The 24107-nt window shown below is 70.1% G+C and carries 18 protein-coding genes; 1 reads left to right on the forward strand and 17 read right to left on the reverse strand.

The window, feature by feature from the left end:
• Positions 1–109: 109 nt before the first annotated feature.
• Positions 110–850: an MBL fold metallo-hydrolase gene (locus tag DFR74_RS33940; RefSeq protein WP_067514035.1), complete on the forward strand. Its 741-nt coding sequence runs from the start codon at positions 110–112 to the stop codon at positions 848–850.
• A gap of 57 nt (positions 851–907) precedes the next feature.
• Here DFR74_RS33940 and DFR74_RS33945 read toward each other — a convergent pair whose 3' ends face one another.
• From DFR74_RS33945 to galK, 17 genes are all read right to left on the reverse strand, one after another.
• Complete coding sequence (locus DFR74_RS33945; RefSeq protein ID WP_067514054.1) at positions 908–1729, reverse strand: methyltransferase domain-containing protein; 822 nt, start codon at positions 1727–1729, stop codon at positions 908–910.
• A gap of 102 nt (positions 1730–1831) precedes the next feature.
• A complete protein-coding gene (locus DFR74_RS33950; protein WP_067514036.1) occupies positions 1832–2611 on the reverse strand; it encodes an SDR family NAD(P)-dependent oxidoreductase in 780 nt (259 codons plus the stop codon).
• On the reverse strand, positions 2608–3552 hold the full coding sequence (locus tag DFR74_RS33955) for a diacylglycerol/lipid kinase family protein (protein WP_067514037.1): 945 nt from the start codon (positions 3550–3552) through the stop codon (positions 2608–2610). Before DFR74_RS33955 ends, DFR74_RS33950 begins: the two co-directional genes overlap by 4 nt.
• The gene (locus DFR74_RS33960; protein ID WP_084538179.1) at positions 3537–4280 is read right to left on the reverse strand and encodes an HAD family hydrolase; all 744 of its coding nucleotides are present in this window, start codon (positions 4278–4280) and stop codon (positions 3537–3539) included. Before DFR74_RS33960 ends, DFR74_RS33955 begins: the two co-directional genes overlap by 16 nt.
• Positions 4277–5680 (reverse strand): nucleotidyltransferase domain-containing protein, encoded by a 1404-nt coding sequence (locus DFR74_RS33965; RefSeq protein WP_067514039.1) that lies wholly within the window; start codon positions 5678–5680, stop codon positions 4277–4279. The genes DFR74_RS33960 and DFR74_RS33965 overlap by 4 nt, the downstream gene beginning before the upstream one ends.
• Positions 5681–6991, reverse strand: coding sequence for an aminotransferase class I/II-fold pyridoxal phosphate-dependent enzyme (locus DFR74_RS33970; RefSeq protein ID WP_084538180.1), 1311 nt, complete (start codon positions 6989–6991; stop codon positions 5681–5683).
• Positions 6988–9726, reverse strand: coding sequence for a PEP/pyruvate-binding domain-containing protein (locus tag DFR74_RS33975; RefSeq protein WP_067514040.1), 2739 nt, complete (start codon positions 9724–9726; stop codon positions 6988–6990). Before DFR74_RS33975 ends, DFR74_RS33970 begins: the two co-directional genes overlap by 4 nt.
• Positions 9723–11117 (reverse strand): cytochrome P450, encoded by a 1395-nt coding sequence (locus tag DFR74_RS33980; RefSeq protein ID WP_067514041.1) that lies wholly within the window; start codon positions 11115–11117, stop codon positions 9723–9725. Before DFR74_RS33980 ends, DFR74_RS33975 begins: the two co-directional genes overlap by 4 nt.
• The gene (locus tag DFR74_RS33985; RefSeq protein ID WP_067514042.1) at positions 11114–12835 is read right to left on the reverse strand and encodes a fatty acyl-AMP ligase; all 1722 of its coding nucleotides are present in this window, start codon (positions 12833–12835) and stop codon (positions 11114–11116) included. Before DFR74_RS33985 ends, DFR74_RS33980 begins: the two co-directional genes overlap by 4 nt.
• Positions 12832–13071 carry an acyl carrier protein gene (locus DFR74_RS33990; protein WP_067514043.1) on the reverse strand — a complete coding sequence of 80 codons (240 nt, stop codon included), beginning with the start codon at positions 13069–13071 and terminating at the stop codon, positions 12832–12834. Before DFR74_RS33990 ends, DFR74_RS33985 begins: the two co-directional genes overlap by 4 nt.
• A complete protein-coding gene (locus tag DFR74_RS33995) occupies positions 13068–13940 on the reverse strand; it encodes a hypothetical protein (protein WP_147266029.1) in 873 nt (290 codons plus the stop codon). Before DFR74_RS33995 ends, DFR74_RS33990 begins: the two co-directional genes overlap by 4 nt.
• Positions 13937–17584 (reverse strand): PEP/pyruvate-binding domain-containing protein, encoded by a 3648-nt coding sequence (locus tag DFR74_RS34000; protein ID WP_147266030.1) that lies wholly within the window; start codon positions 17582–17584, stop codon positions 13937–13939. Before DFR74_RS34000 ends, DFR74_RS33995 begins: the two co-directional genes overlap by 4 nt.
• Complete coding sequence (locus DFR74_RS34005) at positions 17569–19962, reverse strand: aminotransferase class III-fold pyridoxal phosphate-dependent enzyme (protein WP_067514046.1); 2394 nt, start codon at positions 19960–19962, stop codon at positions 17569–17571. Before DFR74_RS34005 ends, DFR74_RS34000 begins: the two co-directional genes overlap by 16 nt.
• A 3-nt stretch (positions 19963–19965) precedes the next feature.
• Positions 19966–20214, reverse strand: coding sequence for an acyl carrier protein (locus tag DFR74_RS34010; protein WP_170160848.1), 249 nt, complete (start codon positions 20212–20214; stop codon positions 19966–19968).
• 557 nt (positions 20215–20771) lie between these two features.
• Positions 20772–21035 carry a hypothetical protein gene (locus DFR74_RS34015; RefSeq protein ID WP_067514047.1) on the reverse strand — a complete coding sequence of 88 codons (264 nt, stop codon included), beginning with the start codon at positions 21033–21035 and terminating at the stop codon, positions 20772–20774.
• Between the two features lie 12 nt (positions 21036–21047).
• Positions 21048–22721, reverse strand: a complete 1674-nt coding sequence (locus DFR74_RS34020; RefSeq protein WP_113975405.1) for a sodium:solute symporter family protein — start codon at positions 22719–22721, stop codon at positions 21048–21050.
• 214 nt (positions 22722–22935) lie between these two features.
• Entirely contained in the window at positions 22936–24081 is a 1146-nt protein-coding gene (gene galK / locus DFR74_RS34025; RefSeq protein WP_232331919.1) for a galactokinase, read from the reverse strand.
• Between the last annotated feature and the right edge of the window lie 26 nt (positions 24082–24107).

The following is a 24107-nucleotide window of genomic DNA, read 5'->3' on the forward strand; positions in this document are numbered from 1 at the left end:
GTCCTCTCCCTAACACTTTTCGACAACCTGGCCGGACACGGGCACGGCCAGGTTGTCGGGCTCCATGGGGCCGTGGAGTGGGTCGGGGTTGGTGCGGGAGGATGGGGGGATGAAGATCGAGCAGGTTTCTGATTCGGTGTATGTGGTGGCGGGGACCAATGTGAATTGGGCGCTGGTCAGTGATGGGGCGGGGGTCACGGTGGTGGACGCCGGGTATCCGTGTGATGCGGGTGCGGTGGTGGAGTCGGTGCGACAGATCGGGCATTCGGTCGGGGATGTGGCGGGGGTGCTGTTGACCCACGCGCATCTCGATCACATCGGCGGGATTCCCACGCTGGTCGAACAGGCGGGCGCGCCGGTCTACACCGGTGATGAAGAGGTACGCCACGCCAAACGTGAATACCTGCAACAGATCACGCCGCTGCAGATGGTGCAGCAGCTGACCACGGTGCGCGGTGTGCGCTGGGTGACGCGGACCGTGCGCGCGGTCGTCGGCAATATCGGTATGAGCGTGCCTTCGGCCGAGCCCGCCACCCCCTCGGCGCTGGAATCACTACCCGGCGGCTTCGTCGCCATCCCGACGCCGGGCCACACCGACGGCCACACCGCCTACTTCATGCCATCGGAAGGGGTGCTCTTCTCCGGCGATGCCCTGGTCACCGGCCACCCGCTGGTCACCGGGACCGGGCCGCAGCTGCTGCCGAAGGTGTTCAACCACAACGAATCCGGTGCGGAGACCAGCCTCGCCGCCCTCGCGATCGAGGACGCGAAAGTCCTGGTGCCCGGCCACGGTACGGCGGTGCGCGGCGACATCGCGACCCTCATCGCGGAGTCCCGCCGCGAGCGGTGACACAACCGCTGCACAGCCCCGCGCCGGCCCGGCATCCAGCGGATCGCCCGGCAGCGTCTACGTCCGCGCCCACCCCTGCGCCCGGTCGGACAGGTTCCACCACGAAACGAACCGGCTGTCTTCGGTTTCCAGCCGCCACCGCGCGTCCAAGGCGTCGAAGAAGGCGTCATCACCGGTCTTCCCGCCCCGCGCCTCACCGATGTACAGCACCCTCCGACCGCCCGCGGACTCGAAGCGGGTGAGCGCGTCCGAAGCCATGGTGCCGCCCCACCCGGGCGGCCAGCACAGGAACAGCACGGCGTCCGCACTGCCCTCGCGGAGCCGTTCTTCGAACGCGTCCACACCGTGCACCTCGTGCCACACGTCGCGCTGACCCGCGGCATCCGGAAACGACACGTTGGCGACCCGGCCGGGCGGTTCGGAGTCATACGCACGAACCGCGACTCCGGCCCGATGCAGCTGCGCCGCCCAATACCCCCGCCCCGCACCGAGTTCGAGCACACTACGACCGGCGCAGAACTCGGCCGCCCACGCGACAGTCTCGGGCGACGGCACGGCGTAGGCATAGCTCGCTTGCAGAATCGTCTGCGCGTACCCGAGCCGCGCACTCCCCGCCGCGCGCCCACCGTCCACCACCCGCCGCCCCTCCCGCTCCGACACGGAACTCGCGACGATGTCCCAGTACGGATTCGCACTCACCCCACCGGTCATGAAGTGCACGAACCGCAGATCGAACGCCGCGTCCGCCCCCTCGTCCCCCGTACCCGGCAACGCGACACCCAGATAGTCGGCCGCCTTCGGAAACCGAGCCCGCAACCCCACCTCATCCCCGAGCAGCGCCACCAACTCCGCCCGCCGCTCGACCGTCAACTCCACCATGCGCACGATTCTGACCGGCCGCGGACGCTCACACCGCCCGTTCGACGGATCAGGACCGTCAACCGATATCCGGCCGGACAATCCACAGCTCGGCACCCCCACTCACACCCCGTAGTACGACTTCACCAACCGTTCGTACACCCACCCCGGGACGAACCTTCTGGTCCAGAAGGAGGTTCGGACGTCGCGGCCGCAGAGGTAGGTTTGGCGGGGTTTGGGGGTGGAGAGGATGGTGTGGAGGCGGCGGGCTACGGCTTCGGGGGTTTGGCCCGCCTCGAGGTAGCCGGTGACTCGGGAGAGGACCGAGGCGCGGGTGGTGTCGTAGGCGGGGATGGGGTTGGTGGCGTGCGGGGAGTTGGCGATGATGGGGGTGACGGTCCAGCCGGGGGCCAGGACCGAGACGTGGATGCCGAAGGGCGCCACTTCCATTCGGGTCGCCTCGCCGAGCCGTTCCACCGCGCCCTTGGTGGCCGAGTACCAGCCGCCGTAGGGTTCGGCGATCGCGCCGGCGCCGGAGCTGACGACGACGATGCGCCCGGAGCGCTGGGCGCGCATGATGGGCAGCACGGCGCGCAGGACGCGGTGGGTGCCGAGCACGTTGGTGTCCACGATGGCGGCGGCCTCGTCGGGATCGGTCTCCTCCACGGAGCCGACCACACCGTGGGCGGCGAAGGTGACGGCGGCGTCGATCCGGCCGTGCCGTTCGTGCATCTGCTTCACCCAGAAGTCGACGGCCTCGGTGTCGCGCACGTCGACGGTGGCGATCCCGTCGGCGGCCACCTTGTCGCACCCCTCCACCTGGTAACCGAGCCCGGCGAGATGGGTCATGGCCGCCGCGCCCATACCGTTCGCGGCGCCGGTGATCAGGACGACTTTTCTCATGCCGCACACACTTTCAGCGCTCGGGGCAGCACCTCGAGGCGCGCCGACTTCACCATCGTGATCTCTCCGTCCAGTTCCAGCGGCGTGACTTCGGCGGGCCGCAGCTCCACCGCCGACGCCCGCTCGCACACCGTGCGCGGCCGCCCGGTGAACTGGCCCCGGTACAGCGCGGCGATCAGCCCGACGGTCTGCCACCGCCCGGCCCGCTCCCAGATGTTCACGTCGAACATGCCGTCGGTGCGGGTGACCGGGGTGTCGTAGCGCATCCCGCCCGCGAAGTGCACGCTCTTGAGCACGCCGACGTTGGTGACCGGCGCGGCGTAGGTCCAGTTGTCCCCGCTGACGCGGATGTCCAGCGGCCGGTGCGTGACGATATTGCGCAGCGCGGTCGCGATGATGGCCGCCTCCACGTTGCGGCCCTTCAGCCACCCCACGAGTCCGGTGGCGTGATTGAACGAATGATTGCCCGCCGCAACGAGTCCCACGCTCGCGTTCAGCAGGAAGTACCGCACGGCGGTGCTGCCGTCGGACAGCGTCAGCGTCGCCTTGCCGATATCGACCGGCTCCGCGCTCGCGGCGTCCACCCGGACGGGAACACCGTTGATCCGGGATTCCTCGGCGACGGGCTTGTGAAAGTCGTTGGAACTGCCGAGCCCGACCGCGCCCAGCGCCACGTTCTCGGCGCCGGCCCGGGGGCGATCCGTCGCGGGGTCCATCAACGCGTTGAGCACCAGGTGCACCATGCCGTCACCCCCGGCGGCTGCGATCACCGGCGGCGCACCGGCGTCCACGGCGGTGCGCACGAGTTTGACGGCTTGGTCGGCGTCGGCGGGCATTTCCACGTTCACATCCGAATACCGGTGCCGTAGTGCGGATTCCACCGGCTCCCACCGCGAGAGACCGGCCCCCGCGTTCGCGTGCGGATTCAGGACGACAAGCATGGTTCCTCCTCGATGCCCAGCCAGCGGTGCAGGGCGGGCCACGGCCCGGTCTCGACCAGCCCGGTGCGGGCGCAGTCCGTGGGGATGTCCTTCGGGTCCACACCGACCAGGAACACCGGGATTCCGATCAGCGCGGCGGGCGCGTCGTTCACCGGATCGTTGCCGACCATCACGCAGTCGCGAGCGGTGGCGCCGAGCCGATCCAGCAGCCCGGTGTAGAACTCGGTGCGCGGTTTGGAGCGGGTCATGTTCTCGCCGCTCGTCCGCATCGCGAAGACGGCGGGATCGTAACCACCCCAGCGCAACCGGGCCAGCACGGTGCTGTCGGGCCACATCGGGTTGGTGGCCACCACCTGCGTCACACCGGTCTCCGCGAGCCGCGTCACCGTGTCACGAGCGGCGGGCAACGGCGGGAAGCAGAACCGCAACCGGGGGAATCCTTCGTCGGCCAGCACCCGGAATCGTTGCGCCGCTTCGGGTTCAGTGAGCCCGGTGCGTTCGGCGAGCAGCCGCACCATCAGCGCGGTGTTCGTCAGCTCGCCGTCGTTCGCCCGCGCCTGCCCGACCACGCCCGACAGCACACGCAGAAACCGGTGCGGCGCCACGAGATCGCGGAACACGTAGGCCGCCACGGCGGGCATCGCCACCTTGAACGGCAGGCGGCGCAGCCCGACCAAGGTGCCGTCCAGATCCCACAGCACCGTCCGATAGCCGCGCTCCGGGCTCATTCCTGACTGTCCATCACCGCTTGCAGATCCGCGCGGGTGAGCCCCAGCTCGGCGGCGAAATCCTCGATGGTCTTGTGCTCGCGCGCGCCGCCCACGCCGACCCGCCCGGCCAGCTCCGTGCCGTAGGCGGCGCCGAGGTCGACCACGGTCTTGGCCAGCGCCGCCGGGAACAGCCAGCGCCCCAGGTCCCGCTGGAACACGCGGGTCAGGCGGTAGGGCGCGGACACCCGGGCGCCCAGGGCCGAGAGCCGGGAGGGCTCGCGCAGCGAACTCATGCGCTCGGCCTCGTCGGCGGGCACCACCAGCAGGTTCGACCACAGCGTGCCGAAGCTGGCCAGCTTCTCGCGCGGCGCGCCGGTCATGTTGAACTCGGTGTAGGCCTTCTCGATCCGCGAGGTGTGCGTGGAGCGGCTGCGCAGCAGAGCGTGGATGTCGGCGGTCTTACGGGCGGTGTCGTAGCGGGTGAACCGGTCCACGCGCGGCGCGATCCGGCTCACCACCCGCGCGAATTCCGGGATCGGCACCAGCCGGTCGGCGAGCGAAAGGGCGTGGTACATCAGCCGTTCGGTGCCCGCCTTCTCGATCTCGGCGAGCAGCAGCTCGTAGTCGAGCTCGCCCGCGGCGTAGCGCGCCAGGTTCCAGATGTCGGCGAGTTCGCGCACACCGGTCTTGTAGTAGGGCAGGTGGACGCCGAGGTGGTGCAGGTTGTCGGTGTGCGACATGGCCCACGCGGGCACGCCGTGGAAGTCGATGCGCCGCACGCGATCCCAGATAGCGTCGTAGTCGATCGGGTACCCGGCGAGCGGGGTGATGAGTCCCCAGTGCGTGCCGACGACGAGCGCGCCGTCGCGCGAGACGAACGAGGGCAGGTGGTGGGAGCGCTTGGCCCGTGCCTTGGGCGCCTTGCCCAGCAGCTCGGTGGTCGCGAAAAGGCCCAGCTCCCGGTAGATCTCTATGGCGGCCTCGACCTGATCGAATTCGATGAGGATGTCCAGGTCGTTCATCCGCTTGTAGCGCGGGTCGCGGTAGATCTCGGTGGAGAACAGCATCCCCTTGAGCACCACGCACCGGATGCCCGCCTCGTCGAACCGCTTCACCAGTTCCAGCGCGCCGCGCAGCCGGCGTTCGTTGGCGTCGGCGATGCGCTCGGTGACGGCCGCGAAACCCTCCCGCACCGGCTCCGGCACCGCGTCGAACAACCCTTCGCGCTCGAGGCGGCGCTGCACCAGCGGCACGGTCGCGTTGACCTTCGCCAGCTCGAGCACCTCGGACCAGTCCCCGATGCCCCTGGCCGCCTCGGCCAGTGCCGCGCGCTCGGCCTCGGTCGGCTCGGCCAGCGCGGCGTGCACCAGCAGCCGTTCGGCCGGGGAACCGCCCGCGGCGATGGTGAATCCGGTCATCTATCGCACCCGGCCTTCCTGTTCGGGATGGAAACCGAAGCGGCGCGCGACGGTCGAGATCTTGTCCAGCGCGAAGTCGAGCTGCGCGCGCGTCAGCGTCGCCATCATCGACACCCGCAGCCGCTGCAATTCGCGCGGCACGGCGGGGAATTCGACGCCGTTGACGAACACGCCCTCGGCGTGCAGGGCCGACACCACCTCGCGCACGGCCAGCCGTGCGGGCACCGGGATCGGCAGGATCGCGGTCTCCGGGTTCACGTCGAAGCCGATGCGCCGCAGCTCCGACACGAAATACCGTACGTTCTCGTGCAATTGGGTGATGCGCTGCGGATTGGCCTCGATGAACTCGATCCCCGCCAGCACCGACGCCAGCACGGCGGGCGAAAGCGAGGCGGAGAACATGTAGGAGCGGGCGAAGAACCGCAGCGTGTCCACCATGTCGCGGGACCCGGCGACGAAGCCGCCGGTGGTGGCGAACACCTTCGAGAACGTGCCCATCGAAACCTCTACGGGCACACCGCCGAAGTGCTCGGCCGTGCCGTGTCCCTTGGCGCCGAGCACGCCGGTGCCGTGCGCGTCGTCCACCGCCAGCCACGCGCCGAACGAATCGCACAGCGCCCGCAGCTGGGGCAGCGGCGCGATATCGCCGTCCATCGAGTACACGCCCTCGACGGCGACCACGATGTTCGCCCCGGGACTGCGCCAGCGCACCTGCATGAGGCGGTGGCGCAGGTGGTCGAGATCGTTGTGCCGGAACGCCATCGAGCGCACCCGGCCGAGCTGGATGCCGTCGTAGAGGCTGGCGTGGTTCTGCTCGTCGTAGACGAGGATGTCGCCCTTGCGCATCAGCCCCGTCACCCAGCCGACGTTCGCCGCGTAGCCGGAGGAGAACAGCAGCGCGGACTCGCAGCCCTTGGACGCGGCCAGCCGCTCCTCCAGCCGAGTGTGCAGGGTGGTGGTGCCGTTGAGCAACGGCGGTCCGCCGCAACCGATTCCGTATTCCCGCACGGCCGCGACCGCGGCCTCCATGATCTCCGGTTCGCTGCCGAGCCCGAGATAGTTGTTGGAGCCGAGCATGATCAGGTCGCGCACCTCACCACCCGGATCGCGCACCTGGACGACCGGCCCCGCGGGCCCGGCGATCTCGCGCAGCACGAACCCGGTCTCCCTGGAATGGGTGACCCAGGGCCGGAATTCGGCGAAGCGCTGGTCGAAGGTGCCCGCGGTCGGGTCGAGATAGTGCTCGAGGCTGAAGTTCTCGCCGTGCACCGGTTCGGGCGGCGCCTCGGGCGCGGTGTCCATGCTCGTCATACGTCTTCCACCTCCGAGGAACGGACGCGCTCCGCGAGCGTGACGGTGCCCGCTTTGCCGTCGATGACCACTTCCGCGCCGTCGGCGATGAGGCGGGTGGCGTCGGCCACGCCGACGACCGTCGGGATGCCGAGTTCGCGGCCGATGATGGCGGTGTGCGAGAGCACGCTGCCCTTCTCGCTGACCAGTCCACCGGCCGCGACCATGAGGAACACCCAGCCGGGATCGGTGGTCGAGGCCACCAGGATCTGCCCGTCCACCGCGACCGTCGGGTCCGGTTCGGTCAGCACCAGCGCGGGGGCACGCACGCGGCCCGGCGCGCAGCCGACGCCGCTCAGCACACCGGTGGCGTCGCCGGGCAGCGACGGCCCGGTGCGGGCGAGTTCGGGGTCTTCGAAGTGTGCCGCCGCGATGCCGGTGGTGACGACGCGCGAGGGCAGGTCCTCCGCGCGCCACCGCTCGTGGTCCCGCTTGCGCAGGGCGACGGTGCGGGCGGCGTCGGTGTCGACGGCGGTGCCGCGGGTGAGCGCGGCGATCTCCTCGTAGGTGAGCCAGAAGATGTCGCGCGGGTCGTCCAGCACCCCCGCCTCGTGCAGTTGCCTGCCGTACTCGCGGAACAGCCGCTTGATCAGGCCGAACGAGCGGCTGCGGCCCAGCCGCATGTTCTCGCGCTGCTTGACGTGTTCGCGCGCCAGACGCAGCGCGATTCGGAACGCCAGCCGCGGCGCGACGGCCTCGCGGAACAGCTCACCGGCCGTGCGCTCGGCCTCGGCGCGGATGAGCTTCTCCCTGGCCTCCATGGCCGCGATGTCCTGGCCGCCGCGCACGTAGTTGCGCAGCATGGGCACCAGCAGTTCGGGGCGCTCGCCGAGCGGGTCGGTCTCGAGTTTGAGTTCGTCGAGGGTGCGGTCGCCGAAGAGCGCGATGTGGCGCAGGCAGGCGGCGCGGAAGCGGTCGAACCGGGGCTCGGCCAGCGTGCGCCACACCTGGGCCGCGTCGTCGGAACCCTCGAACAGCGCGCGCAACGCGTCGTCCTCGCGCACGGCGGCGGCCAGCTCCAGTGCCGAGCGCACGGGGTCGACGCTGTCGACGCCCTCCTCACCGCAGAACAGTTCGTTACGCAACGTCGCGGCCTGCGCCTCGGAAAGCCCTTGGCGTTCCAGCAGAATGCCGACCAGGTGGAACATCTGCTGGGCCAGGAAGTCGTTGAAGATCTGCACCGAGTAGGCGGGGATCAGATCGCTGATGCACCGCTCCATCCAACGCAGCAGTTCTTCCGGTTCCCTTGCGCGCGAGGGGTTCTCCGGGTTGAGGCGGTAGTCGAGATCCGCGGTGAAGGCCGACAGCTCGGTGAAGAAGCGCCGCAGCCGCTTCGGCAGTCGCAGCCACCCGATGAGCACGATCGCGACGACGCGGATCCGCAGCAGATACGTCTTCAGCTTGGCCAGGCCGCGTTCGGGCGGGGCCGGACGGCGGTACCGGTTCTCGATATTGAGCGCCGCCTCCCACCCCGCGATGGCGAACTCCATACCCGGGATCTGGAGAAACAGCCGGTACCAGTTGCTGATGTTGTAGTAGATGCGCCCGTGCACCGTGCCGACCAGGTAGGGGTACAGGCTCGACGCGTTGCGCGCCACGATCGCGCCGGTCGCGCCGAAATCGCGGTGGCAGGCGCGGAACACCTGCTCGTAGGCCAGCCGCAACACCGAGAAGGTCAGCGGGCTGGACAGTCCCGGATACGACTCCGCGACATTGACGTTGTCGAAGATGGTTTCGCGATCTCCGGTCGCGGTCACGGGACGCGCCTGCAGCAGGTACAGCACGCCCGCGTCGTCGTAGGCCCACTCCACGTCCTGGGGCGCGCCGTAGAGTTCGGCGAGATCGGCGGCGACGGAGGTCAATTCGAGCACCTGCGCGTCGGTGAGCGCGGAATCCGCCACGGCCTCGGGCAGTTCCCGGACGACGGTGCCGCCCTGCGAATCCGATTCCACGCGATGCCGTTTCGCCGTCACGGTACGTGCCCGCACGGCACGCGCGGCCACGTCCACGAAGTACGTGTCGCATTCGACGGTGCCCGAGACGACGCCCTCGCCCAGGCCCAGCCCGGCCGAGACCACGGCCTCGTTCTCGTCACCGGTCTGCGGGTTGCAGCTGAACACCACACCGGCCACGGCGCTGTCCACCAGCACCTGCACCAGCACGGCGCAGTCGATGGCGCCGTTGTCCAGGCCCCGGTGCGCGCGGTAGAACAGCGAACGCTCGGAGTAGGCCGAGGCCAAGCACTCGAGCACCGCGTGCTCCACCTCGGCGGGCGCCACGTTGAGCAGCGTATCGAGCTGTCCGGCAAAGGAATCCGATGCCGAATCCTCGCCGCTCACCGACGAGCGCACGGCCAGGCGCACGTCCGGGCCGAACGCGGCCACGGCGGCGGACAGGTCGGCGCCGATATCGGCGGGCACGGTCAGTGCGGTGACGAGCTTGCGCACGGTGTCCGACACCGCGCGCAGCGAGAGCGGATCGGTGTGGTCGAGTCCGGTCAGCGCCTCGGCGATCGGCTCGGCCACCGCACCCAGGATACGGTGGCAGGCGTCGGCGGTGAGCACGGCGAACGGCGGTACGCGGTGGCCGGCCGCCAGCAGCCGGCCCAGGTTGGCCGCCTTGGCTCCCACCTGCGCCTGTGTCACCCGCCCGAGCGCGGCCGCGGGCAGCACCGCATCGGTCGTGGCGTTGTTCACAGGACCTCCAGCTGGGGTTCGGGTGCGACGGCGGCGCGGCGGCGCAGGCGCACCACGACGGGATCGGGCGTGTTGGAGATCTCCGGGTTCTCCCTGACCCGCATGCCGTTGACGAGTTCCAGGTCGTAGCGCGAGAGCAGCAGCGCCAGCCCGACCCGCACCTCCACCAGCGCCATGTGCTGGCCGACGCACAGGTGCGCGCCCCAGCCGAACGGGAAGTACCGGAATGTCGGTCGCGCCCTGGTGTTCTCGCGGGTGAATCGGTCCGGATCGAAGGTGAGCGGCGAATCCCAGAACTGCGGCAGCCGGTGGTTGACGAATGGGCTGATCACCACGACCGCACCGGGTTCGAGGTCGAATCGGTCGAAACTGTCCGCCTCCAAGGCGGTTCGGCTGAACGCCCAAGCGGGCGGGTGAAGGCGCATCGCCTCGTCGGCTGCCCGGCTGACGTAGTCGAGTTTCGGTGCGGCGTCGGCGATCGCGGTCGCGTAGTCGTCGGCTCCCGCGAGCGCGGCGTCCACCTCGGCCTGGGCCGCGGCGAGAACCGCCGGGTTCCTGCCCAATTCGTAGAGGGTCCAAGCCAGCGCGCCGCCGGTGGTCTCGTGTCCGGCCAGCAGGAAGGTCAGCACCTCATGGCGCAACTGCTCCTCGTCCATGGCGTGCCCGGCGTCGTCGCGCGCCGCGAGCAGCCGGCCGAGCAGCGATTTCGCCTCCGCGTCACCCCCGTCGCGGCGATGTCCGGCGATCACGTCGTCCACCACGCGGTGCAAGCGCGAAAGCACGCTGCGGAACCGCCGGTTGGCGGGTGTGGGCACTTCCGGCGGGATCTGCACGGGCGCGGCCATATGCCGCATCACCCACGAAACACCCTCGCGCACATCGTCTTCGATCTGGGGCAGCACATCGTCGATATCGGCGCCCATCACCGCGCGGCACACCACGTCGGCGGCGAAACCCATCAGCTCGGGCACGATGTCGAAGGCCTCGCCGCTGTCGGCCAGCCGGTCGAGACGATCCAGCATCCGCTCGCCGCAGGCCACCATCTGCGGCACTTCCGACTCCACGTGCCGGCGGCCGAACGCGGGCTTGATCAACGCGCGCTGCCGTTTCCACAGCTCGCCGCCGCTGGTGAGCAGGCCGGGGCCGAGCAGGTAGTTCAGGCTGCGGTAGCTGATGCCCTTCTCGTACTTGGTGGCGTGCGTGACGAGCACCTGGTTGATGTGCTCGGGATCGACCAGCAGGTGCACGTGCTGGTTGGCCATCCGCAGCCGCACACTACCGCCGTAGGCGACGGCCTGGTCGTAGAACAGGGTGAGCGGGTCGGACCGGTACTGGTTGTACCAGCCGAGCGGGTGGCGGCTGGACGGCCCGTCCAGCTTGCGAGCGGTCACCGCGCGCTCCCCGCGCCTGCCAGCTCGGCGTCGGAGAGGAAGCGCCTGCGCGCCTCGGCCCGTTGCACTTTACCGCTGGTGGTCTTCGGAATACTGCGCGGCGCCACCACGTGCACGTCGGCGGGCAGCACGCCGGTGGCCTTGCTGACCGCAACCCGCACCGCGCGGCGCAGCGCGTCGTGTTCGCTGTCGTCGGTGGAGCTTTCGACAATCAGGTGCAGATCTTCGGACAGGCCGGATTCGTCGGCCAGGCCCACGGCGGCGACGCCGCCGAGCCGCACACCCGGCACCGCTTCGGCCGCGAGCTCGAAGTCGGTCGGCACGTAGTTCGCGCCTCGGATGATGATCAGATCCTTCTCACGACCGGTGACGCGCAGCCGTCCGTCGCGCAGGTAGCCGATGTCGCCGGTGTCCCACCAGCCGTCGACCCAGGCCTCCGCCGTGGCCTCGGGCAGCCGGAAGTAGCCGGGTGTGGTGGACGGGCCGCGGAACTGGATGCGCCCGATGCGGTTCTCCCCCAGCGGGTTTCCTTGTGCATCGGCGATGCGCACTTCGGTGCCGGGTACCGGAGGGCCGCAGTCCACGACGCGCACGGCGTCGGCGTCACCGTCCTGCGCGTCCGTCACGACGCCGTCCTCGGCCATCGCGGCGCGCGACACGATGTCGTAGGCGACGGGGCGTGTCGGCTGCGAAACCGTCACCGCGAGTGAGGCTTCCGCCATGCCGTAGCAGGGCACCAGCGCGTCGCCGGGCAGGCCCCACGCGGTGAAGCGGTCCACGAAACCCTGCACGGTGGGCGCGTGGATGGGCTCCGCACCGCAGAACAGGAACCGCCAGCTGGACAGGTCCACGCCGTCGAGTTCCTCGTCGGTGACGCGGGCGGCGGTGTAGCCGAACGCGAAATTCGGTGCGGCCGTGATGGACCCGCGGTAGCGGCTGACGTTGCGCAGCCAGTCGCCCGGCCTGCGCAGGAACCGGCTGGGCGGCATGAGCGCCGCGTCGCGGCCACAGAAGACCGAGGTGAGGAAGCCGCCGATCAGGCCCATGTCGTGGTGCAGCGGCAGCCAGCTGACCCAGCTGTCGCCTTCGCCGATGGCCGCGACGCGCGCGATCTGCTCGCAGTTGGCGGCCAGATTGCCGTGGCTGATCCGCACACCCTTGGGCGTGCCCGTCGAGCCCGAGGTGGCCTGGATGAACACGGTGTCGCCGGGTTCGGGCAGCCGGGGGGCACGGGTCGGGGCGGACGGGTCGAGCGCGAGCGCGTGCAGCGCTTCACCGCTGATGGTGGCGATGTGCTCGGGCAGCGTCGCGATGTCCAGCGACATCGGCGTGCCCACCACGGCCGCGGGCTCCAGGTAGTCCGCCAGGCGGGCGAGTTTCTCCCCGAAGATGTCGGCCGAACCGAAACCGCCGGGCGTCGCGACCGCCGTCGGCACCGCACCCACCAGGAGCGCGCCGAAGAACGCCGTGGCGAATTCCGGTGCGGTGGGCAGGCACAGGAGCACGCGGTCGCCGGGGCCGACACCCAGATCGGCCAGTCCCGCAGCGGTTTTCGTCGCCGCGACGGCCAGGTCCTCGTGCCGCCAGATGGTTTCGTCGCCTTCGGCCTGATCGGCCCGCTCGGGGATGAAGACGGTGCGCGGACCGTCGGCGCCGCGCTCGGCGGCGGCGAGCAGCGCGTGCACGATGCTGGCGTGGCGGGGACGGAACTCGCTCACGCGGCACCTCGCACGTGCGCGACGATCTCGCCGACCGTGTTGAGCCGAGCCGCGACGTCCTCGGGGATGTCGACGCCGAACTCCTGCTCCAGCTGGATGGTGAGTTCGATGGCGGTGGGCGAGTCCAGGCCGTAGTCGACCAGCGGTGTGCCGGGCTCCAGATCACCGGCGGGCACCCACAGCACCTCGCCGACGATGGTGCGCACCTTGGCTTCGATATCGGTCGTCGTACTCATCCGAAAAGCTTTCCTTCCGTGACGCAATCCCGCACCGAGCGCTCCAGATCGGCACCGTCGCCGGTGTCGATCCGATGGAACGTGACGTGCGGGAATGCTTCGGCCAGCGTGCGCTGCACGCGCAGGTAGCCCTCGCGCAGCGCGGTGAGGTGCTGGGCCGTCTCGTGCGCCTCGCGCGGCGCCGAACCCGAGCGCTCCACGCAGCGCGCGGCCGCCTGCTCGGGCGGGGCGTCCAGCCACAGCACCGCGTCGGGCAGGGTGGTGCGGAACCGGTGGCCGAACGCGGCGACCGCCTGGGCGGTGTCGCGGCCCACCAGATCGGCGACCTCGTCCAGCACCGACCAGAGGTCGGGCGAGGCGCCCAGACGCGCGGCCTCGGCGCGGTGCCAGGCGCGGATATCGGCGAACGTGCCGGGCGCGTGGCGCTCCAGCACCCCCTCGATCTCCGCTTCCTTCACCGACGCACGCCACTGCGGCCGCGCCAGTTGCGTGTACAGCGGGCCGTAGACCAGCAGCTCGACCAGCGGGTGCCGCTCGAACACCAGCACCTCGGGCGCGAAAGTGTCCAGGAAGTGCCGCTCCACCGGCCCGAACAGGGTCATCTGGAGGTACATGGCGACGGCCTTCATCTCCAGGCCGCCGACCTCGTCGCACCCCACGCTGAACGCCTTGAGCTGACGGGACAGGTCCGCGCACGGCACGTCCCTGGTGTTGTGGAAGTCCGGGCACGTCATGGACGCGAACGCGGTGGGCACGGCCGCGCCGCTCGCGCCGGAACGGTCGCTGTCCGGCGCGAGTTCGCGCAGCCGCGCCATGATGGACGACTTGCCCGCGCCGTCGATGCCGACGACGGCCACCCGGCGGGTCATCGGTCGTCCTCCCGCAGCCGCTCCAGCATGGCCTTGGTGATGTCGGCCTGCGGCTGGGTGCCGTCCAGGCGCACCCAGGCGAACTCGGCCGCCAGGTCCTCCAGCGCGGCGTGGCTGCGCTCCTGGAAGTCCAGGAATACCTGTTCGTCGCCGTACCCGGACTCGTAGTCGCTGCGCAATTGCTTGCGACCCAGCGCGTCCTGCGGGCTGACGGTGAGGTAGAAGGTGCGGTCGGGCTCGGGGAAGCCGGCCGCGAGCTTACGCAGCACCTGCGGGTCGCCGCCGTGGGCGACCTCGGTGGCGTAGTACTTGTACCAGTACGCGTTGGCGAGCACGGTGTCCGCGCCGCGGTCGGCGGCCAGGTCGAACGAGAGCTGCATGGCGTGGAACAGGAAGTGCGCGCGCGACAGCGGCGAGAGCACCTTCAGGTACGCGTAGACCTCGCTCGGGTTGCCGAACGGCAGCTTGCTCGACACCTTCGGGTCCAGGAACGCGTCCCAGATGGTGACGGCGGCGACGCTGTGCCCCTGCGCCTCGAATTCCGCGGCCAGCCGCGCGATCTGCGTGGTCTTGCCCGACCCGTCGCCACCGGCGATACAGATGAGGCGTTTGCGTGCGATCAGTGATTCATCCCTTCCACGGGCCGCCGGACGCGTCGCCGCGGGGCGGATCTCGGTAGCCGACGTCCCCACCCCGACGTCCTTCGCACGCGCACCGGATTCCGGGCGCGCGATTTGACCGTCCCCCGCGACGGTCCCGTCTCCGGACGGGTCTTCTTCTTGTGCGGCAATGACTTCCATGGAGCTGTCCGGTGCACGGCCGGTGTCCGACGAGGCTGCCACGCGCTCGGCGACGGACTCGTCCGCCGCGCGCGTCTCCGATCCGGCCTGCGAAGTATCGGCGTTCGGCACCGATTCCCCTGCGGCACCGTCGGTTTCCCCGGACTCCAGCACGGTGATCACACCGGTGCCGCCGTCCACGCGGATGCGCTGTCCCGAGCGGATCGCCGCCGTCGCGCCCGCGACGTTCAGCACCGCCGGGATGCCGTACTCGCGGCCGATCACCGCCGCGTGCGAGAGCATGCCGCCGACCTCGGTGACCACGGCCGACACCAGGCCCAGTGCCGGGGTCCAGCCCGGATCGGTGAAGCGGGTGACGAGGATGTCGCCGTCGCGCAGGCGGTCGATCTCCGACAGCGAGGTGATGACGCGCGCGGTGCCCTCGGCGATGCCCGGACTGCATCCCAGACCGGTCAGATCGCCGTCACCCGGCGCGGCGCCCTGTGCCTCGCTCACGCCGCCGCCCAGCTCGTGCGGCGGGACGAGATCGCGGTAGCCCGCGTACATCGCACCGCGATAACGGATTTCGGGCGCCAGTTCGGCGATGGTGACGCGGCCGCCGACCAGATCGGCGAGTTCGTGGATGGTCAACAGGAACACGTCGTCGGCGCGGTCCAGGGTGCCCGCCGCGGCCAGGCGCGCACCGGCCTCCACCACGTACGCCCGCACGATGGCGTAGCAGCGCTGCGAGAACTCCCGCATCCGCTCCCGCGCGATCAGATAGTTGCGCATCCGCTCCACCTGGCGGTCCAGGCCGCGCGCGTACCGCACCCGCGTCCCGGCCTTGGCGCGCACACGGTCGCGCAGCGCCGCCAGTGCGGTCTCGTAGCGGTGACGCTGCTCGACCAGCGTGACGTCGGGATCGGCGGGCGGGGCGCCGCGTTCGAGCATCGGCGCGATCATGTCGCGCACGCGCTTCGGGTCCTCCGACCAGCGCGGGCAGGTCAGGTCGAGTTCGGCGTCGGCGTGAAATCCCTGGTCCGCCAGGAACTCCGCGAGCGCGGCGTACCATTCGGCGCTGTCCAGACCGTGTTCGCGCCCCACCCGGTGCAGCGCCACGATGCCGCGCTGCAACTGCATGTGGCTGATGTCGGCGAGACCGCCCATCAGGTCGAGCACGGGCGTGCTGCCGCCGGTCGCCGCGTCGACCTTGTCGATGAGCTGCTTCACGTCGGACTGGACGCTGGAGTTGTAGTAGATCGTGGTGAAGTACGAGCGCTCGGTGTCGGCGTGGAAGGTGAGCAGGCACTCCTCCAGTTCCGTAGCGAACGTCGCGTCGTCGGCCTCCCGCACGCGGGCCGCGCGTTCGCGCCACCGCGCGTACTCGGCGGGCCAGCGCCCGGCGAATTCCTCGACCCGGCGCAGTTGTTCGCCGTATCCGCTCTGCACGGCGAGCGCCGCGGGCAGGGCGCGCGCGATGGTGGCGGGGGTGGTCGGGGTGTGGATCGGCCCGGCCTCGCCGTAGTTGTTGAGCACGCCCAGGTCGTCGTCGAAATGCCGTTCGTCCCAACCGGGAATGTGCCGGAAGCACGACTTGACCGCCTGCACGTTCCAGTAGGCGCGGCCGTAGTACATGGCCATCCAGTCGGGCTCGGTGCCCTTGGCGAGCAGCTTCAGCCCGCGGAAGAAGCGCTGCATCGAGTACTGGAAGGCGTTGTCGTACAGCGAGTACATCAGCGGCGTGCAGACGCGCGCGGAGACGCCGCCGTCGCGCAGATCGGCGTCGGAGAACTGGCCGATATCGGTGCGCCAGGTGATCGCGGTGATGGCGCGCGACTGCAACAGCCACAGCGTGCCGTCGGCGTCCAGCGCCCACTCGATGTCCTGCGGGCGGTGCCGGAAGGCCTGCACCGAGAGCAACAGCTCGGCCAGTTCGGTGAGCGCGCCCGGGGCGAGCGTCACGTCTTCGCCGCCCGAATCACGGTCCAGCACAACGCCGTCGCGCAATCGCAGCGAGTACCTGGTGGGCGTCACGTGGCCCGACACCAGACGTTCACCGAGCCCGTGGCAGCACTCCACCAGCGCGTTGTCCTCTATGCCGGTCAGCGGGTCGATGCTGAAGCCGACACCGGCGACCTCGGCCGCGACCATCCGCTGCACCAGCACCGCGACCGTCGCCTTCGCCTCCGCGAAACCGCTGCGCGACAAGTAGGTTCGCACCCGCTCGTTGTGCGCCGACTCGCGGCACTCCGCGATGCGGGCGCGCAGATCCGCCACATCGGTGATGTCCAGATAGGATTCGTACTGGCCGGCGAAGCTCGCGTCGTCGAGGTCTTCGAGCACGCCGCTGGAGCGCGCCGCCACCGGGAAGCCGCCGAGCCGTCCGACCCAGGCGGACAGGTCGTCGTCGCTCACCGCGTCGAGGTCCAGCGCGGCGGGCACCACGAACCCGGGCGGCACGTGGAAGCCGCCCGCGATCAGCTCGTGCAGGGTGCCCGCTTTGCCGCCCGCGCGGTCGGTGTCGAAGTTCTCGGCGCCCAGGAACATCGGGGCGTCGGTGGTCGATCGGATGTCGGTCATGACGGGTCCTCCAGAAGCCGGCCGCACCGGGCGCACGTCGTGCCGGTCGGCCAGTGCGCGGGCAGCGCGCACGCCGGACACCGACAGCGCGCCGTAGGACGGGCTGTCGGTGCGTGGTTCGAAGCCGAGCAGGATGGATTCGGCCAGGCAGGCGTAGACGACGCCGGGCGCGAGGCCGAGTTCGGGCAGGTCCGGGGTCTGCTCGAGCGGCAGAGCCATGCGGCCGCCGGAGACCAGGGTGACATTGGGCAGCTCGCCCGCCGCCGCGGTCACATCGCCGGGCACGGCCAGATCGCACACACCACGACGGGCCCGGCGCCGGCCAGCAGGTCGGCGGTGATCGGTGGCTCGGCCGCGTTGGTCGCGGTGACCACCACGGCGCAGTCGCGCAGCGCCGCCATGTCCTCGCTCACCTCCACGGTGCCCGGCAGCGTGGCGGCCACCCGGCGCAGCCGCGACCCGGAGCCGGGACGCCCCACCAGAACCACGGAATCCGCGTCGGGAGCGAGCAATTCGGCCATGACGGCGCCGATATTGCCGAGGGCGCCCAGCACTCCGACGCGCCGCGCTCCCGGGCGCAGCTTCGCCAGCTCGGCCCGCACCACGTCGTGCGCGCAGGCCGCGGTGAGCGAGTTCCCCGATGTCACAGTGACGTTGTCCTCCACGACCTCGCGGGCCGCGTCGGTGACGATGGAGGTGTAGCCGCCCAGGCCGATCACGCTCGCGCCCAGGCCCACCGCGTGATCCACGGCCGCGAGCACGAGATCGCGCAGCCAGGCGCGCTGCCCGCCGCGCTGACTCTCGGCGATCTGCGCCGCCGTCACCGGCACCGCGATCACCACCACCTCGACCCGCGCACCGGAGGGCGAGTCGACCACCCGCCTGGTGAGTTCGAACGGATCCGCGACACCGCGCAGCCGCTCGAACAGGTGGATGAACCGCTCGTCGGACCAGTCGTCGAGTTCCGGTGCGAGCCTGCGCAAGTCGGCCGATTCGGGCAGGTTCGCCAGGAAGGCCACGCGGCGCGGCGCACCCCACGCGGGCGGCGGCTCCGACACCGACCGTCGTGGGCGCGGCGCGCGCTGCGGCGCGGGCGCCTGCGTGCCGACCGGTCCGGTGAGGTGCGCGAGCAGGCGGGCGTAATCGCGGGCGTGCAGGATCTTGGCGACTTCGTCGAAAGCCGTGATCAGCCGGTCGATTTCGTCGGCGCCGAGCCCGACCGAAGGCTGGACGCGCAGCGTCGTCGGCGCGGACAGCGTGGGCAGCACGCGAATCCGGTGGTGGTGCAACAGGTATCCGGCCACGAGATAACCGAGCATGTCCGGCGCGCAGAGTTCACGCAGCAGCGCGGAATCCGGGGCGACCGGCGCCATTTCGATGCCGTGGATCAGTCCGCGTCCGCGCACTTCGGCGATCACGCCGGGCCATCGCGCGGCCAGTCCGGCCAGCCGATCCGCCAAACACGTTCCGGTGTCCTGGATTCGGGGCAGGTTGTCCCGCATGAGGTCCAGCGCGACGTGCGCCAGCTCGGCGGACAGGTCGTCGTCGGCGAAGGTCGAGGTGTGATAGCGGCCGAAGTCCGAGATCGCCCGGCCCGCGTCCACGAGTAGCGCCGAGATCTTGGCCAGTCCGCCGCCGAGCGACTTGGACAGCAGGTAGTAGTCGGCGCGCACGCCGGACGGTTCGGCGGCGAGAAACGTTCCGGTGCGGCCCATTCCGGACTGGATCTCGTCGAACACCAGCGCCGCGCCGTGCCGGTCGGCCAGCTCGCGCAGGGCGCGCAACGTCTCGGCGGGGACCAGGCGGACACCGCCCTCCCCCTGCACCGGCTCGGCGAACACCGCCGCCACCGGCGAAATCTCCTGATACGTCCGCAGCGGACGCCCGTCACGGTCGACGCTGATGCGACACAGCCGAAGCACCTCGGCGTCGAGCGCGCCGAGGATCTCGGCGGGCTCCCAGGTGCGCAGCCGGTGCCTGCGCGGCCCGGCGACGATGAGGTCGGCCGGGGTGTCGGCCTGTTCGGTGAGCGCGAAGGCACCCGCCGTCTTGCCGTGGAAGGCGCCGGCGAGCGAGACGAAAAGCGGCCCGCGCGAACGCAATTCCGCCACGTCACGCAGGGCGTCGGTGAGTGTGTCGGCGACGGAGCGGGTGTCGTCGTCCGTCGTGGGTTCGGGGCGCATCCCGTCGATCCCGTCGCGACGGGCCCGCCGCAGATCACGGCGCAGCTCCTCCTCCAGCCGGGTGAGCGTCCGCGCGTGCACGACCGCCGCATGCCGGATGGCGCCCTCGACCGCGTCCGCGCCCGTGGACCCGAAGGTCACCACGTAGCGGCCGCCGGTGGTTTCACCGACCAGCTCCGAGAGCCGGCGGGCCAGCGCCGCCGGACCCGGCCGGATGCTGCCCTGCGCCACGAACGGCATCTGCCGGTTGAGACCGGCCGTGGCCACCCGTACCAGCTCGGGGTGGTTGTGGCCGAACAGGGCCGAACCGAAGCCGCCGACGAAATCCAGGACCCGCGTGCCGTCGGCCGTGATCAGCTCGTCGCCCACGGCGCCGGTGTAGACCACATCCAGATTGCTCGCGCGTAGCAGAGCGGCCAGGCCGGGGCGGTGATATCCGGCGTAATCAGCGAAAAGCCGGCCCGAATCGGGCGCGATCACCGGCTACGCCCCGATCCTCGCGGGCCCGGTCTTATCGGCCACGTAGTCGATCACATTCCGCGCCGTGTGCATCGTCGCCGCTTCCTCGTCGCTGATCTCGATGCCGAATTCGCGCTCGATTTCGATGACGAGTTCGGCCGAGCGCACGGAATCGAGTCCGTAGTCCAACAGCGGGGTGTCGATATCGATGTCGGGCACCCGCAAGCCGTGCCGGAACAGCGCACACACCCGGTTGCCAACATCCGAATCCACAGCCACTTACCCTCCGATTTCCGCTGGACCGGCGCGACGACGCGCCCGGCGTTTATCCGACCGCACAAGCCTCAGCGGCGAGAGCCGTGCGTTTTCACAGGACTACAGGAGGCGCCGGATGCACGCAATACGACAGGATCGGGGGCCGGTTCACCCCGGGGCGGTTAGCTATTTTTCAGCTATCTAAGCAGTGTGAGATTCGATTCGTCGCGTAGCACGAGATACTTCGGAACGCATTGCTCCCCGGCGACAAATCCGTGAAGTGGTTGAAAAATCCAATAATTCGAGCCAGGGCCCGGAATTCCCGAAATGGCCCGGATCACGCCTGTTCACCCCCCATTCACCGCAGCGTCCGGCGATTTCCAGCCGACCGGTAGGTACGTTATTGGCCCGCCGATTGCCAGCGGCCGCGCGGCACGCCGAGACGGACCCCGGCGGCCCGCAAACGATTTCGCCCGTGATGAAGTGTGACGACTTTCATCGCAATCGTTAGTGACGGCATCCGAAACCGGACGCGGTCCGGTACTCGAATCCCGCATCACTCGAAGAATCAACCATCACAATCCGGACGAATCGCCGGACTCGCGCTTCTCGTCGTCCGAACGGGCGGGCGGTTCGGCCGGCACCACCGGCCGCAGCAGCACCCAGGCGAAGAACGCCACCGACACGGCGCCCATGCCCAGCCCCGCCCAGATGTTGACGTTGATGCCGCCGGTCTTGGCCTCCTCGGCGGCGGTGTCGTGCACGAGCCCGGTGATGACCAGGACCACGGCGTAGAGGCCGAGCAGGGCGCCGACGATGGTGCGGATGTCGAAGAGCATCGGTGAACTTCCTTATCCGACAATGATGTTCAGGGCGATGACCAGCACGAGCGCGATCCCGGCGAGCAGCACCGGCCGCTGGTACCAGGGCAGGGTGGCCGCATCCGGATCGGTGCGCACGGACTTCGGCGTCTCGGAGTAGACGAGGCCGACCAACTCGGCGGCGGGCTTGGGCTGGGTCACCTGGGTGACCACGACGCTCACCACGATGTCGACCACGAACGCGACGCCCGCCGCCACGAAACTCGCGCCCTGCCCGGACAACTGGAACACCTCGAGCTCGTGCAGGATGAACACCAGCACGGCCGAACCGGTTCCGGCCACCAGGCCCATCCACCCCGCGGTCGGCGTCATCCGTTTCCAGAACATGCCGAGGATGAACGTGGCGAACAGCGGCGCATTGAAGAAGCTGAACAGCGTTTGCAGGTAGTCCATCATGTTGCTGAAGTTGCCCGCGATGAACGCCGTGAAGATCGCGGCCACCGTCGCGCCGACCGTGGCCAGGCGGCCGATCCGCAGGTAGTAGCCGTCGGGCTTGTCCTTGACCACGTACTGCTGCCACAGGTCGAAGCTGAAGACCGTGTTGAACGCCGAGATGTTCGCGGCCATACCGGCCATGAACGCGGCCAGCAGACCCGCGAGGCCGATGCCCAGCAACCCGTTCGGCAACACGTCCTTCATCAGGTACAGCAACGCTTGGTTGTAGGTGACATCACCGCTGTAGTCCGGGTCGGCCGTGACCGCCTGCTTGTACTCGGCCATCTCCGGCACCAGCACCGCGCTGATCATGCCCGGGATCACCACGATCAGCGGGATGAACATCTTCGGGTAGGCGCCGATGATCGGCGTGCGCCGCGCGGCGGAGATGGAGTGCGTGGCCATGGCGCGCTGGACCTCGACGAAGTTCGTCGTCCAGTAGCCGAAGGAGAGCACGAAGCCGAGACCGAACACGATGCCCAGCACCGAGAGGAAGTTGTTGGCGAACCCGCTCAGCTCGTTGCCCGGCCAGGATTCCAGCTGCGCGGCGCCGCCGGGCGAGGCGGTCACCTTGTCGCGCAGGCCGTCCCAGCCGCCGACCTTGTGCAGGCCCACCAGCGTGAGCGGCAGCAGCGCCGCAACGATGACGAAGAACTGGAGCACCTCGTTGTAGATCGCCGCCGACAGGCCGCCGAGGGTGATGTAGGAGAGCACGATCACCGCGGCCACCACCACCGACACCCACAGCGGCCAGCCCAGCAGTACGTTGAGGATGGTGCCGAGCAGGTAGAGGTTCACGCCCGCGATGAGGATCTGCGCGACGGCGAAACTCAGCGCGTTCACCAGGTGCGCGCCGGTGCCGAAACGCCTGCGCATGAATTCCGGCACCGAACGGACCTTGGAGCCGTAGTAGAACGGCATCATGACCACGCCGAGGAACAGCATGGCCGGGATCGCGCCGATCCAGAAGTAGTGGAAGGTCGGGAAGCCGTACTCGGCGCCGTTGGCGGACATGCCCATGATCTCGACGGCGCCGAGGTTGGCGGAGATGAACGCCAGGCCGGTCACCCAGGCGGGCAGCGACCGCCCGGACAGGAAGAAGTCGATGCTCGACGAGACCCGGCGTTTGGCCAGCAGGCCGATGCCGAGCACGAAGACGAAATAGACCGCTACCAGCGCGTAGTCGACGGGGTCCGCGTCCAGGCGCAGGCCGGACTGGGCGAGTGGCTGTCCCGCGGCGTGGTGCAGGGAGTGGAGCAGGGGTGAATCGGCAAGCGGCACAGCGTCGTCCCTCCTGGCGATGGCAACCGGGTGTCGGGCTCGAGGTCCAGCTCTCGGTATCTACTGTGCGTGATTGTGCCGCACCGGCGCGGCACAATCGCGGATATGACCTGGACGGTCGCTCAGCGCGTCTCGCGTGCGCTCAGGGTTCGCGGTGCGCGCCCGCCGCGGGCGTCACCGCGAAGACGCGCGGCCTGAGGAAACCGCGCCGGGCGAACTCTTCTCGCACCGCACCCGCCACCGCGTCGGCGTCTTCGCTGTCGACCAGGGCGATCGCACTACCGCCGAAACCGCCGCCGACCATGCGCGCGCCGTGCGCTCCGGCCTCGGCCGCCGCCGCGACGGCGACGTCCAAGGCGGTGGTCGAGACCTCGAAATCGTCGCGCAGCGAGGCGTGCCCGTCGAGCAGGATCGGACCGATGCCGCGCGGGTCGGCGCCCGCGCGCAACAGCGCCGCGACCTCCTGGACGCGCGCGTTCTCGGTGACCACGTGCCGCGCCCGCCTGCGCAGCAGCAGGTCCTCGAGCCGGACGACCGCGTCGGCGTCCACGTCGCGCAGCGCGGGCACCGCCAAGGCCGTCGCGGCCGCTTCGCATTCCGCGCGCCGCCGCACGTAACCGCCGTCCACGAGGGCGTGCGGACGGCCGGTGTCGAGCACGAGGAGATCCAGTCCGGCGGCGGCCAAGTCGAACGGAATCTGTTCGTAGCCACCGGTTCCCGCGTGGAACTCGCGCACGTCCAGCAGCAGCGCGTGCCCCGGCGTGCACAGCACTGCGGCCGACTGGTCGAGCACGCCGGTGGGCGCGCCCGCATAGTCGTTCTCGGCGGCGCGAGCCAGGTCGATCAGCGCGCGGTCGGAGACCTCCGGGGCGAACAGGTCGCGCACCGCTATCGCCACCGAACACGACAGCGCCGCCGAACTGGACAGGCCCGCGCCGATCGGCACCGCGCCGTCGAGCACCAGGGACACCCCGGTGATCCGGTGTCCGCGCCCGGCGAACGCGGCGACCACACCCAGCGGATACCGCGCCCAGGAAGGCAGTTCGGCGCGCACCCGCGCGAGGTCGCCGAGCGCCACGTCCACCGATTCGCCGGGCCGCTGGCGTGATTCGACGCGTACCCGGCCGGTGCCGTCCGGCTCGGCGGCACAGCGTGTGACCAGCGGCAACGCGATGGGGAGCGCGAAACCGTCGTTATAGTCGGTGTGTTCACCGATGATGTTGACCCGCCCCGGGGCCACCCACGTCCGCATCGCCACCTCGCTCGTCACGCCGCCCTGCTCGCTCATGCGCCACACGCTACGAGACACGCCGC

This window comes from Nocardia puris, from assembly GCF_003315035.1.
In the GTDB taxonomy this organism is placed as follows: domain Bacteria; phylum Actinomycetota; class Actinomycetes; order Mycobacteriales; family Mycobacteriaceae; genus Nocardia; species Nocardia puris.

Excerpts from the sequence above, each read along its gene's own strand:
- DFR74_RS33940 (WP_067514035.1), top strand. The coding sequence starts at position 110 with ATGAAGATCGAGCAGGTTTCTGATTCGGTGTATGTGGTGGCGGGGACC.
- DFR74_RS33945 (WP_067514054.1), bottom strand. The coding sequence starts at position 1,729 with ATGGTGGAGTTGACGGTCGAGCGGCGGGCGGAGTTGGTGGCGCTGCTC.
- DFR74_RS33950 (WP_067514036.1), bottom strand. The coding sequence starts at position 2,611 with ATGAGAAAAGTCGTCCTGATCACCGGCGCCGCGAACGGTATGGGCGCG.
- DFR74_RS33955 (WP_067514037.1), bottom strand. The coding sequence starts at position 3,552 with ATGCTTGTCGTCCTGAATCCGCACGCGAACGCGGGGGCCGGTCTCTCG.
- DFR74_RS33960 (WP_084538179.1), bottom strand. The coding sequence starts at position 4,280 with ATGAGCCCGGAGCGCGGCTATCGGACGGTGCTGTGGGATCTGGACGGC.
- DFR74_RS33965 (WP_067514039.1), bottom strand. The coding sequence starts at position 5,680 with ATGACCGGATTCACCATCGCCGCGGGCGGTTCCCCGGCCGAACGGCTG.
- DFR74_RS33970 (WP_084538180.1), bottom strand. The coding sequence starts at position 6,991 with ATGACGAGCATGGACACCGCGCCCGAGGCGCCGCCCGAACCGGTGCAC.
- DFR74_RS33990 (WP_067514043.1), bottom strand. The coding sequence starts at position 13,071 with ATGAGTACGACGACCGATATCGAAGCCAAGGTGCGCACCATCGTCGGC.
- DFR74_RS33995 (WP_147266029.1), bottom strand. The coding sequence starts at position 13,940 with ATGACCCGCCGGGTGGCCGTCGTCGGCATCGACGGCGCGGGCAAGTCG.
- DFR74_RS34015 (WP_067514047.1), bottom strand. The coding sequence starts at position 21,035 with ATGCTCTTCGACATCCGCACCATCGTCGGCGCCCTGCTCGGCCTCTAC.
- galK (WP_232331919.1), bottom strand. The coding sequence starts at position 24,081 with ATGAGCGAGCAGGGCGGCGTGACGAGCGAGGTGGCGATGCGGACGTGG.